Source organism: Spirosoma arcticum (assembly GCF_054779955.1).
In genome coordinates, this window is record NZ_BAAGXG010000002.1 from 198,598 (window position 1) to 211,138 (window position 12,541).

Genomic DNA, 12,541 nt, shown 5'->3' on the forward strand with positions numbered 1-12,541 from the left:
CGTCACAACCCTACGCGCAGGTCGACCCAGGCCGTATCATCTTCTCCGTTAAGGTTGTTAGCGGTCGGCGTTGCCGATCCTGGTGTCGAATCGGGGTCTGGCTGGCCCGCCGACCATACTTGAGCCGCGTTTCTGACATACCCGCTGGCGGTGGTCGTTGCGGTGAACGCCAACGTCGCCATTCCGTTCACCGCCACCGACGCAATCGTTCCCTGAACAATCGTATAGCCAGCACCGGTGCCCACCACGCTCATGCCCGGCGGCAACGTCGAGACGGTAAAGCCCCGCAACGTGTCGCGGACAACCACATTCGTAGCTGTTAATCCACCCGCGTTCCTGACCGTGACGGTAAACACGACCGATTGCCCTACAGCGGGCGTCCGTCGGTCAACAGTCATTGTTAGCGACAGGTCGGCTTTGGCGGGGTCGGGCGCAGGCTGATTTGGTGCGACGGGCGGCAGGGGCGTCTGATTCGGGTTCGGCGATAAAAAAACGGAACCGTTAGCCGCCGTGGTGCGTATGTCGGCCCAGGCAGCATCATCCTGCCCGTCGCCGGTTCCCGAACCGGGTTGGGAATCGGAATCGGACTGGCCGCTGCCCAGGATTTGAGCGGCATTGACATAGGTGCCGGGCTGCGTTGGTCGTAGCTGATAACCAATCGTTACCAACGCTCCGGTGGCCAGCGACAGGCCGGTGCCGGTTACGGCGGTACCCGAATTAACTACGCCCGCATCCCCGTTCACAAACGTCAGACCCGCTGGCAGCCGATTCTCCCAGCTAATGCCGGTAGCAGCAGCCGGGCCATTATTAACGATGGTCAGCCGATAGCCAACGGGCTGGTTGAGCGCCGGTGAGCGGTCGGTGACCTGCATAGACAGGCTCAGGTCGGCTTGTGGAGCAGACGGGTCCGTCACCTGGAGCAGGTAATCTTCCGTTTCTCCGTAAGCATACGACCCGCACGGATCGAGCGGAGTTGCATTGTACCGAACAACAACGCGTATGGACAGCGAACCGGTCGTCAGGCTGGCGGGTAGTGCCAGTACACCCGAAAACTGGCCTGTTAGCGGGTCCGGCGTTTGGTATATTAATTCGCCTAAGCTGGTTTCGTAAAGACTGTTGCGGTTTAGGTCGACCCATACGCTTACACCCTGCCGGTAGCTCGATGGAATTAGCGTTCCGATGAAACTGTAAGATACACCCGCCGTCAGCGCAGAGGAAGTAGCCGTGAACGAGTTATAACTGCCCGCCGAGCAACCGGAGTTCTGGCTGAGCATTGCGCCATTGAGCACAAACCCGTCCAGCCCATCGCCCAATGCGCAGCCATTGGTGTATTGCGGGTGGCAAACGGGCGTTGTGACACTGGCAACTGTGCTCAATCCGCCAGTAGTGGCGTTAGAGGGCCGTAGTCGGTAAAAATAGGTTGTCAGGCCCTGCGTTTTCAGATCCGCAAACGTCGTTGCGTTGGCCGCTGCTCCACCCACCGGAACAAAGCCGGACGTGGCTGAGGTCGACCGCTCGATGAAGTAGCCCATTTCGTTGGCCGCGTTATCCTGCCACGTCAGCACAACATTCTCGTTGAGGATGGCAGCCGCCAGATTACTGGGTGCCGCCACCGCCGTAGCCGGGCAGTCGAGCGAATAAGCCGTGTGGCTTTCGCGGAGGGCCAAACCGGCCTGCATCCGGTTATACTGACCGGGTGTAAAATCGTGCGTGCAGGGAAAGTAGTACGACATAACGTTGGAGATGGACGGCGCAAACGCGTTGCCCTGGGCGTCGGTTGCCGTACCGTTATAAACCGGACAGCCGTTAACCACCGTTGTCGATGCACCCGGTAAATAGTACGGGTCGGCGGGCGTGTCGCAGAGTTCGTCGCCCGTAACGGCACAGTTAGCTCCCGCCCCCCTCGTTACCAGTTCGGTTGTGCCCGAACTACTGGTGCCGAACGTATGAAGCAACCCAAAGTTGTGGCCTAATTCGTGGGGAAGCAGTCGATTGGCCAGATCCGTTTCGTTCGATTGGTTCAGGATGAATGAGCGCGTTGACCCGAGCGTATTCTCATCCGGAAAGTAAGCGTATCCACCCAGTCCGGGTTGGCTGAACTCGTTCACGTAATATTGATTCATGGCGTTCGATGCGTCGCGACCATCCACACTCGACTCATCAAAGGCCATAAAACCGTTGTACAGCTCATCGTTGTCGATGTAGTCGGGTGTAGTGCCACAGAAATAAAACTGGATTCCCGTGCCGTTGGTGAGGTAATAGCCGTTGGTAATGGCCATGATGTTATTCAGCTTTGCCAGCGTCATACCGCCCGTACCGTTGCTGCGCCGAAAAATATGCGGCCGAATGGGCACGTAGGTTATCACTGTCGGATTCGCACTGGTCGCCATTTTCGAGCGTAGTGCTAAAAGTGCCTGACTGCTGAGGTCTTTACGCCGGGCATCGGAAAGGTCGGGGGTGATACAAATGGGTAAGTTGTCTCGGGGCGTTTGTTGAGCCAGTGCCACCCTGGGAATCAATAAAAGCAGTGAAATTCCTGAAAATAACAGGTGTATAATGTTCTTCATTGAATGAGGTAAATAGCGAGTACCCGAAATTTCTGGGTTACAACAAACATGCCGAAAATAGGTCAGAACTGCCATCACAACGGCTTGTGAGTTACTTCAGTAGGAGAAACGCACAGGTACATACTGTCCCGGCCGGAAAAATCGGTAAATTGGCCGTTGAAAAGGTCCATAAGCAGTTCAGCTATTGAAACAGGCATTGGCAATTTTAATGGCGACGATGCTTTTTCTGGGAAGTTTGATTCCCCGGATGAGCCTGGAACAGGTGACCCGCCTGCCCGAATTGCTGACGCATTATGAGCAACACCAACGAGAAGAAGGCTGCGACCTGAGTTTCTGGGCATTTCTGCTCGAACACTACGTGTTGGATTCGGATCATCATAAAACGCCTACGCATAGCCACAACCGCCTGCCTGTTTTCGATGGCGGTTCGCCAACCTACGATTTTACACCAGCCTTCCGCCTTATCTACGTGCCTTTCGTAGTGGAACTGCGATCACTCGCCGTTTTTCGGCTGCGTGCCATGAACGCCCGGCAAGCCTTTGCTCCGCTGCTTCAGCCCCCGCGTGGTTAAATTTGCGTCGTTTGATTGCTCATAAATCAGTCGGTTCCCCTGAGCCGCTGTAGCTCGCTGCTACAATCGTGCGCATGATAACCCATCACTCACTCAATTCCAGTGTCATTCAACGACCGAACCGCTTCAGTGGCTCGCTCTTTCCTGTCTGTTCATGTTTGATGCCATTATCCGGCTTAGTATTCGGAATAAATTAGTCGTTGGTGCGTTCGTGCTCGCTCTTATCGGCTGGGGTGGCTACTCGGCTTACAACCTCCCGGTCGATGCCGTCCCCGACATTACCAATAACCAGGTCGTCGTTATTACGCAGACGCCCGCATTGGCCGCTCAGGAGACCGAACGGTTCATTACCACGCCCCTCGAACTGGCAATGGCCAACCTTCAGAACGTCGAAGAAATTCGGTCGGTCTCTAAATTAGGTATCTCTGTGCTGACGGTTGTCTTCACTGAAGATACGGAGATGCTCCGGGCCAGGCAGTTGGTGTCGGAGCAGTTACAGACCGCTATTCAGGCGATCCCGGCCGATTACGGTCGACCGTTCCTGGCCCCGATTACCACCGGTTTGGGCGAAATCTACCAGTATACCCTCGTGCCACAGCCTGGCTACGAGGGTAAGTACTCGCTTACGGAGCTACGCAGCATTCAGGACTGGATTGTGAAGCGGCAGTTGGCGGGTATTCCGGGCGTGATCGAGATTAGTAGTTTCGGTGGTTATCTGAAGCAGTATGAGGTAGCGGTTGACCCCAACCGGCTGCGTGCGTCAGGCGTGACGCTCACCGAACTTGCCGACGCCATGATTCGCAACAATGCTAACACCGGTGGCAGCTACATCGAGCGTAACAGTCAGGCTTATTTTATCCGGGGTGAGGGCGCTGTTGGCAGTTTGAGTGACATTGAAAACACAATCGTCAGCACTAGGGAGGATCGGTCCGACGGGGCGGGGGGCAGGATACCCATTCGGATTGGTAACGTAGCCACGGTCCGGTTTGGTCACGCCGTGCGGTTTGGGGCCTTAACCCGTAACGGGCAGGGGGAAGCCGTGGGTGGTATCGTGCTCATGCTGAAAGGAGCCGACTCAGAAACGACCATTAATGGCGTAAAAGAACGAATCAGGCGAATTCAGTCGTCGCTGCCCGAAGGCATCCGGGTCGTGCCGTTCATTGACCGGACCAAACTGATCGACAAAACCATCAGCACCGTCGAGCGCAACCTGCTCGAAGGCGGACTGATTGTGGTGTTCGTGCTGCTGTTACTGATGGGCAACTGGCGGGCGGGGCTGATTGTGGCGTCGGTGATTCCGCTGGCGATGCTCTTTACGCTGGGTATGATGAAAACGCTGGGTCTGTCGGCTAATCTGATGAGCCTGGGAGCCATCGACTTTGGGCTGATCGTCGACGGGTCTATCATTATCGTCGAAGCGGTACTGCATCATTTTGGTCAGGATAAACGCTTCATCGGCCGAACGCTTAGTGCCAACGAAATGGACGAAGCCGTTTTTGAATCGGCCTCGGCAATTCGGCGGTCGGCGGCTTTCGGGGAAATTATCATCCTGATTGTATACCTGCCAATTCTATCGTTGACCGGTATCGAGGGCAAGATGTTCCAGCCGATGGCTGAAACTGTGTCGTTTGCTATTCTGGCCGCGCTCGTTCTGTCGCTGACGTATGTACCGATGATGGCGGCTTTGCTGTTGCCCAGAACCGTGACTAACAAGCGCACCCTGTCTGATCGCCTGATGGACTGGCTTTACCGGCACTACGAACCGCTGGCCAAATGGGCGTTGCGCTGGCGTAAAACGACCGTTCTCATCGCCGTTGGGCTGCTGGCGGGCGTAATCCTGCTGTTCAGTCGGCTGGGGGGTGAATTTATCCCGCAATTGGACGAGGGCGACATGGCCATCGACTTCCGTATGCCGTCGGGCACGTCGCTGTCGGCCACTATCGACGCCACGCTAAAAGCAGAACGGGCACTGCAAACGCACTTCCACGAGATTCGGCAGGTGGTGGCCCGCGTTGGCGCGTCCGAAATTCCAACCGATCCAATGAACGTTGAACAGTGCGATCTGATGATGAACATGAAAGACCGCTCCGAGTGGACCAACGCCACGGACCGCGAGGATATGGCCGCGAAAATGGCGGAGGTGCTGGAGCAGGAAGTACCCGGTTCATCAGCGGAGTTTACCCAGCCGATTCAGATGCGCTTTAACGAAATGATGACGGGCGTGAAGTCCGACATTGTCGTCAAAATCTTCGGCGACGATTTACAGACGCTTTTCGATCAGGCCACCACCAGCGGTCGGCTAATCGCAACCGTGCCGGGGGTTGCGGGGGTGCGCGTGGAGCAAACGGTGGGATTACCACAAATCAATGTTCAATATGATCGGGCTAAACTGGCCCAGTACGGCGTGTCGGTTGCCGAGGTGAACCGACTCATTAAGGCGGGCTTTGCGGGCGAAATTACCGGTCCCGTTTACGAAGGCGAACGGCGCTACGACATGGTTGTGCGCTTAGACAGTGCGAACCGGCAGGCCATCACGGACCTGCGTGGTTTGTACGTATCGTTGCCGACCGGAGGTAGTATTCCGCTGAGCGAAGTGTCGGCAATTCAGTATGTTCAGGCTCCGGCGCAGATCTCGCACGACGGTACCAAACGGCGCATCACCATTGGCGTCAGCATCCGGGGCCGCGACGTGGAGAGCGTAGTTGACGACATTCAGCAACGGATCGAATCCCGGATTAAACTACCCGCTGGGTACTATTTTACGTATGGGGGCGCATTTGAAAATTTGCAACGCGCCAAAGACCGGTTGAGTATTGCGGTTCCGGTGGCGCTGTTCCTGATTTTTTTGCTGCTGTTCGCCACGTTCGGATCACTAAAGTACGCCGTGCTGATTTTTAGTTCCATTCCCCTGGCGGCCATTGGCGGAGTGCTGGCGTTATGGATTCGGAATATGCCTTTCAGTATCTCGGCGGGCGTTGGCTTTATTGCTCTTTTCGGCGTGGCTGTGCTGAACGGTATCGTGCTAATTGGCTACTTCAACGAACTCGAAAAAGAATTGGAGGGCCGACCGGGTCAATGGAGCCTAAACGACCGCATCCTGCATGGTCTCCGGGTGCGGTTCCGGCCGGTGATTATGACGGCCGCCGTGGCCTCGCTTGGTTTCCTGCCAATGGCCCTGTCGACGTCAGCCGGGGCGGAGGTGCAGAAACCGCTGGCCACGGTCGTTATTGGTGGTTTGCTAACCGCCACGTTGCTGACCCTAATTGTGTTGCCCGTGCTGTACAGTTTGGTGTCGGGTAAAACCAAACGGGGAACGGTCCAGCCTGTTCCGGTGGTGCCAACTGCGTTGGTTTTGCTGATGGTAAGTGGGTTGGTAGCTGCGCAGCCCTCACCGGAGAAGTCTACAGTCCTCACGCTCGCCCAAACCCTCGACCTTGCCAATCGGCAAAGTCTGCTGCTGCGCGGCAGTGCGCTGGAGGTTGAAAGTCAGCGGGCGCTGATTGGATCGGCCTTCGACCCGGCCAAAACGAATCTGGAACTTCAGGTAGGCCAAACGCAGGCCCGCCCTACGGATTATATAGTGGGCGTTACGCAATTGGTTGCGCTGCCATCGTTCTACCGGGCACAGAAGCAGCTTTACCAAGGTGCGGCTGCATCGGCCGAGCGTCGGCTTGCGCTCCGGCGAGTGGCGTTGTACACCGAAATCAAGCAGGTTTATTACCGGCTTCTGTACGATGCTCAGTTATCGAATTTGCTGAAACGACAGGATAGCCTGTACCAAAACGCGGCTCGTGCGGCTGCCGTGCGGTACAAAACCGGCGAAACCAACCGCCTGGAGCAGGTATCGGCTGAAACACGCCTGCAAAGTGTCCGGCTTCGGCAACTGACCCTGCGTGCCGACATCGACGCCAACACGCAGGCACTGCAATTGCTCGTTAACACCACCGACCCGATCACCGCCGACACATCACTAATCCTCCGTCGCGATTTGACCGGGATTAATCTGTTTGTGGTCGATTCGTCCCGGATAAATAGCAATCCGGCGCTGGCCGTTTTGCAGCAGGACCGGACCGTCAGCCGAAACCAGACGTACCTCGAACGGCAGCGACTCAAACCTGACCTGCTGCTTGGGTACTACAACCAGTCGATTCTGCGCGAAGTGGGGTATAATGTTGTGCAGGTGGGCGTGTCGCTACCGTTGTTTACCCAGGCCGAGAGGGCACGGATCACGGCTGCCCGTGTCAACGAGCAGATTACGGATAATGCCTTTACGTACGCCCAAACGCAATTAGCCGGTCAATTAACTATCCTGCAACGCAATGCCGAAACGCTACGGGCCTCGCTGACTTACTTTGAGCAGGGGGCACTTCCGCAGGCACGGCTGATTCAATCAACCGCTCTCCGAAGCTACCGCGCCGGGGAGATTGACTACGTCGAGTTTTTTCAGGCTATTCAGCAGGCCTTCGTTATTGAAGAAGACTACCTCAATGCGGTACTCAGTTACTCAAACGTCATTATTCAAACCGAACACGCATTGGGATTATAGCGTAGGACGCATCATTAATTCCAGTCTACCCCAAGTTCAATCCCGTATGAACCGATTCATAACTATCTGTAGTATCTGCCTGATTACCTTCATTGCGGGCTGCACTGGCAAATCCGCCACTGAAGACACGGAGCGGCTACCTGCCATTGAGACCACAAAACCCGTATCTGACCAGATCACGATAACGGCGGAGCAGCTAACCGCCATGAACATTCAACTTGGTTCGGCCATGCAAACGACCGTCAGCGACGAGGTAAAAACGACCGGCACTGTCGACGTGCCTCCGCAGTACATGGCCTCGATAAGTCCGCTCATCAATGGCGTTATCAAGAGCGTCAATGTTCTGCCGGGGCAGCGGGTGGGCAAGGGCGCAACGCTGGCAACGCTTCAGAGTCTCGACTATATCCAGATGCAGCAGGATTACCTGCAAGCCATCAGCCAGTTAACGTACCAGCAGGCTGAGTTACAACGGCAGAAAACGCTGAACGCCGAAGAAGTGGGGGCCAAAAAGCGGCTCCAGCAGGCCGAAGCGGACTATGGCAGCAACCGGGCACTGGTGAGTTCGCTGGCGCTCAAACTGCAAACACTTGGCCTGTCGGTCGAGACGCTCAACAAGGGAAAACTGCTGCCCGTGATGCGGATTACGTCGCCCGTTGCGGGGTTCGTGACGGCGTCCAACATTCACCTTGGTCAGCAGGTGGCTACGGCGGATGTGCTGTTTGAAGTCATGAATCAGGATCACAAACACCTTGAACTCAGCGTTTTTGAAAATGATGCGTTCAAAATTAAAAATGGGCAAACGATTTTGCTCAACGATCCCAAACTTGGGTCCGAAACGGTACGGGGTCGCGTGTATCTGATTGGAAAAGCGTTCGCGGGTGATGCCCGAACGATTACCATTCACGGACACATCGACGACGAACGTCAGGAAGCACGGCTCATTCCCGGCATGTTTTTGAACGCCCGCGTCCTGACCGGCTCCCGCACCGCTACAACGCTGCCGGAGGAGGCCGTGGTGCGCAAAGGTGAAACTGGATTCGTGTATGTGCCAACCGGCCAGGCCCGGACGTACCGACGCATTGCGGTCCGGCTGGGTCAGGCATCTCAGGGGCGGATTGAAGTAATCCCTCAGATGCCCACGAATCTGACAAAAGTCGTCGTCAACGGTGCGTATCTGCTCGAAGCGCAACTGACAAAGGGAGAGGAGGAAGAGGAGTAAGCTGGAAGCCATTCTTCGTTACTACCGCTTAATAAAGACGTGCTAGACTGATTGGAGTGTTTCGTTAACTAAATTTATATATGTAATTTGATGGTCAGCGATTTACGAAGTCCAATAAAATTTGTAAGTTTAGTTAACTGAACTTGATGTGAACCTCTCTTCTACCTGTCTACTTATTGGTTGTTTGTGGCTGATGGCGGGTTTTGGACAAGCTTAGAACTGGCAGACGGCCTACGACAGCGCGGCTACGGCTAAGCAGCAATTTCGGTATCACACAGCCCTTCGACGTTCATGACCACCGGCCCGCCGAACTGGTGAATTCGTACTGCTTTTATAACAACTAAGTTTCTATTTAATGACACGGCAAAGGTCATCACTCCTTGAAAGACAGATTTAGCTGGAATGCCTTTTGATTTAGAACGTGTTGGGGAATTATATTCGGTGTCAGGCCTATATTCGCTGTAACATGATCTGAATGTTGGCCAGGTAAAGCCAGCTCACCGAAGAAGATACCGTGTACTCGTAATCCTTGACGATTCGCCGGAAGAAATTACTCCAGGCAATGCTTCGCTCGACGACCCATCGCTTGGCCACCGGTATAAAAACCCGGACCGATTCGGGACGCGAAGCCTTCTCGAAATCAATGCTCCACTCGCCTAACGCCTGGGCGAATACCCCATTGTAAGCCTGATCACCATAGACTTTCTCCAACAGTACTGCGATCAGTGAGCGGCTCCCTCTTTTGTCACCCGAAGAGGATGAAGTCATGCTATACGACGCGGGCTTTTCAGCGGTTAGCTTATTTTACGTGGGTTTCTGCTTCCGGGGTTGGGTCGCTTATAGTTGGCGTTTTGACTTTGCATAAGTGACGGATCATCACTGCCCTCCAAGGATGGGTACACAGCACCGTCGCCACCCTCAGGCTTTTGTGCTATTTCACCGCTGTAGCTTCTAATTCAACGGTTAAGGTTTCAAACAGGCTTTTCACTTCAAGCAACGTAGTCGCTTGCCGGATGCCATGCCTGGCGACCCAATCCTGAAGTAGATCAAAGCACGTCATAAACTCGGCTGACGACGTGGTGTAGATATTCAGCCGTACAATGTCCCAGCATTCATACCCAGCCTCGCTGATGACTTGTTCTACATTTTGAATGGCCAGCATCAGTTGAGTTCTCATGTCGCCGGTACTCGACTGTCCATCCGCATCGATGGCTGCCTGCCCGGCACAATAGAGGGTGCTTTGGGCCTGTTTCACCTCAATACCTTGCGCATAACTGCGCTGATCCTGCCATTGCCAGGGGTTAATGATTCGCTTTTCCATTTGCTTTGCTTTGTTCGTGCCACTGTAGGCACAGTAGTTGATAAAAAATGAACACTGCAAAGCTCAGAACAACCCACCCTGTTTTTGCGTGACAAACCTCACAATTTCAACGACTGGCAGTAAGGCTAAGCCCTTAGTCGGCTCAGGGTCTCGCGCGAGACCCCCAAGTAAGAAGCAAGCAAGGTTTTAGGTACCCGTTGAATTAAGGCAGGATGCTGTTTCAGTAGTTGCTCATACCGCTCTTTGGCCTGGGTGGTCAGCAACGACAGGATGCGTTGCTGGGCGGCAATCGAACCAGCAATGGCTAATTGCCGGAAGAAGCGTTCAAATGTTGGAAGACTGGTGCATAAGGTATGGTAGCTTTCCAGCGATAAGCAAAACACCACCGTGTCTTCTAAGCACTTTACTGATAGGGTCGCTTTAGTCTGGGTGAAATAAGCCCCAAAATCGCTTTCCCACCAATCTTCCATGGCAAACGAAACGATGTGCTGCTTGCCTGATTCGTCGGTATAAACCAGCTTTAACAGTCCCGACACCACGAAGTAAGCGTACTTGACCGGTTCGCCTTCCTGAATCAGGAACTGGTGTTTCTTAATTTTTTTGACCGTAACGTGATCGAGCACAAACGCAAACTCATCATCGGTTAGCAGTACTCGTTTTTCGATGTGTTCCCTTAGTTTTTCCTGCATCATGTATGGAGATGTAGCGGTGCGGTTCCCCACTATACAGCAGGGCTGGTCTCTTCGGATGGTTGGTGCCGTTGGTTCCAGTCGGAAAGCATGACCAGAATCGGTACCAGTTCGCGGCCCTTGTCCGTCAGGCTGTATTCCACCCGGGGCGGTAATTCTTTAAACTCCTGTCGGACCACAATACTATCCTGTTCCAACTCCCGCAACGAGTCAGTCAGGGCCTTCCGCGAGATGATGCTGATGTGAGCGGCCAACTGCCCAAACCGCATTGTACGTTCCCGCAGGGCGTAAATAATGGGGGGCTTCCAGCGCGTACCTAAAGAAGCCATGGACCGGGTGACGGCGCAATCGCTGCACACGAATGATTCCTTGTTCATGCTATTTTTCTGGTAAAGTAGAGGTAACCACTATCTCCTGTCAATAGTAACTATTTTAAACTATCGTCAGTTCAATAGTGAAACCAATACATAGTTAACCGAATGCTTACGCAACAATCGACGAATGCGCCCCAGGTGGCTCTCGACGCCGTTACCCCGGACCTCACTCCACTTTTCCAACCCTTCAGCTACAAGACTTTACACACGCGCAACCGGTTCGTGATGGCGCCAATGACCCGCGCTCAGGCGACCGACGGCGTACCAACGCAGGCTGTAACCGACTACTACAGTCGCTGGGCCGCAGCCGAGGTCGGGCTGATTCTGTCGGAAGGCACGGTCGTGGAACGCCCATCTTCCAAAAACCTCAAAGACATTCCCAATTTTTACGGCGAGGCTTCGCTGGCGGGCTGGCAACGGGTCATCGACGCCGTACACGCGCAGGGTGGGCAGATGGGGCCGCAACTCTGGCACGTGGGTATTCAGCCAACTGCTGCCGATTGGCCCCCCGTTCCTTACGAAGGACCGGATACCATGTCGTCGGCCGATGTGTACGCAACCATCGATGCGTTCGCGCGGGCAGCGCTGGCGGCAAAACGGTTGGGGTTTGACTGCATCGAACTCCACGGAGCGCATGGCTACCTGATCGACCAGTTCTTCTGGGAACAAACCAACCACCGTACCGACGAATTTGGCGGGCAAACGCTGGGCGAACGGACCCGTTTTGCCACCGAAGTCATCAAGGCGATTCGCAACGCAGTGGGTCCGGAGTTGGCCATTTTAATTCGGCTGTCGCAGTGGAAAGGGCAGGATTACTCCGCCCGTATGGCACACACTTCTCAGGAAATGGAGGCCTGGTTGCAGCCGCTGGCCGAAGCGGGAGCCGATATTTTTCACTGCTCAAACCGCCGGTTCTGGCAACCCGAGTTCGACGGCTCAGACCTGAATTTTGCGGGCTGGGCCAAGAAAATCACCGGGCAGCCCACCATTACGGTAGGTTCGGTAGGGCTGTCGAACGACTTCCTGGGGGCTTTCACCAAAGGGGAAGGGGCGCAGACACAGGACCTGACTGAATTGATGCGCCGGTACGACCGGGGTGATTTCGATTTAGTGGCGGTAGGCCGGGCACTGTTACAGGACCCGGAGTGGGTGCAAAAGGTGAAACAAAACCGGTTTGACGAGTTGACCCATTTTGAGGCCGCCAACTTAGGCATCTATCATTAATTAACCCAACCACCGACACACCCCCCTATA

General features: G+C 54.8%; 9 protein-coding genes. 4 read left to right on the forward strand and 5 right to left on the reverse strand.

The window, feature by feature from the left end; translation table 11 throughout:
- Positions 1–2 precede the first annotated feature (2 nt).
- Positions 3–2,567 carry a GEVED domain-containing protein gene (locus tag ACYVHB_RS05275; RefSeq protein ID WP_461050313.1) on the reverse strand — a complete coding sequence of 855 codons (2,565 nt, stop codon included), beginning with the start codon at positions 2,565–2,567 and terminating at the stop codon, positions 3–5.
- Between the two features lie 208 nt (positions 2,568–2,775).
- On the opposite strand from ACYVHB_RS05275, the gene ACYVHB_RS05280 reads away from it, so the two are divergent.
- The 3 genes from ACYVHB_RS05280 (at position 2,776) to ACYVHB_RS05290 (ending at position 8,903) form a co-directional block, all read left to right on the forward strand.
- Positions 2,776–3,138: a hypothetical protein gene (locus ACYVHB_RS05280; RefSeq protein WP_461050314.1), complete on the forward strand. Its 363-nt coding sequence runs from the start codon at positions 2,776–2,778 to the stop codon at positions 3,136–3,138.
- Positions 3,139–3,292: 154 nt separating this feature from the next.
- Complete coding sequence (locus ACYVHB_RS05285) at positions 3,293–7,684, forward strand: CusA/CzcA family heavy metal efflux RND transporter (protein WP_461050316.1); 4,392 nt, start codon at positions 3,293–3,295, stop codon at positions 7,682–7,684.
- Positions 7,685–7,730: 46 nt separating this feature from the next.
- Positions 7,731–8,903 (forward strand): efflux RND transporter periplasmic adaptor subunit, encoded by a 1,173-nt coding sequence (locus tag ACYVHB_RS05290; protein ID WP_461050318.1) that lies wholly within the window; start codon positions 7,731–7,733, stop codon positions 8,901–8,903.
- A gap of 450 nt (positions 8,904–9,353) precedes the next feature.
- On the opposite strand, the gene ACYVHB_RS05295 is transcribed toward ACYVHB_RS05290, so the two are convergent.
- The 4 genes from ACYVHB_RS05295 to ACYVHB_RS05310 all read right to left on the reverse strand — a co-directional run bounded on the left by ACYVHB_RS05295 (position 9,354) and on the right by ACYVHB_RS05310 (position 11,290).
- Complete coding sequence (locus ACYVHB_RS05295) at positions 9,354–9,671, reverse strand: transposase family protein (protein ID WP_461050320.1); 318 nt, start codon at positions 9,669–9,671, stop codon at positions 9,354–9,356.
- A gap of 163 nt (positions 9,672–9,834) precedes the next feature.
- Positions 9,835–10,224, reverse strand: a complete 390-nt coding sequence (locus ACYVHB_RS05300; RefSeq protein WP_461050322.1) for a RidA family protein — start codon at positions 10,222–10,224, stop codon at positions 9,835–9,837.
- Between the two features lie 125 nt (positions 10,225–10,349).
- Positions 10,350–10,916 (reverse strand): Crp/Fnr family transcriptional regulator, encoded by a 567-nt coding sequence (locus ACYVHB_RS05305; protein ID WP_461050324.1) that lies wholly within the window; start codon positions 10,914–10,916, stop codon positions 10,350–10,352.
- 29 nt (positions 10,917–10,945) lie between these two features.
- Positions 10,946–11,290: a winged helix-turn-helix transcriptional regulator gene (locus tag ACYVHB_RS05310; protein WP_461050326.1), complete on the reverse strand. Its 345-nt coding sequence runs from the start codon at positions 11,288–11,290 to the stop codon at positions 10,946–10,948.
- Positions 11,291–11,392: 102 nt separating this feature from the next.
- On the opposite strand from ACYVHB_RS05310, the gene ACYVHB_RS05315 reads away from it, so the two are divergent.
- A complete protein-coding gene (locus ACYVHB_RS05315; protein ID WP_461050328.1) occupies positions 11,393–12,511 on the forward strand; it encodes an NADH:flavin oxidoreductase in 1,119 nt (372 codons plus the stop codon).
- The last annotated feature ends 30 nt before the right edge of the window (positions 12,512–12,541 follow it).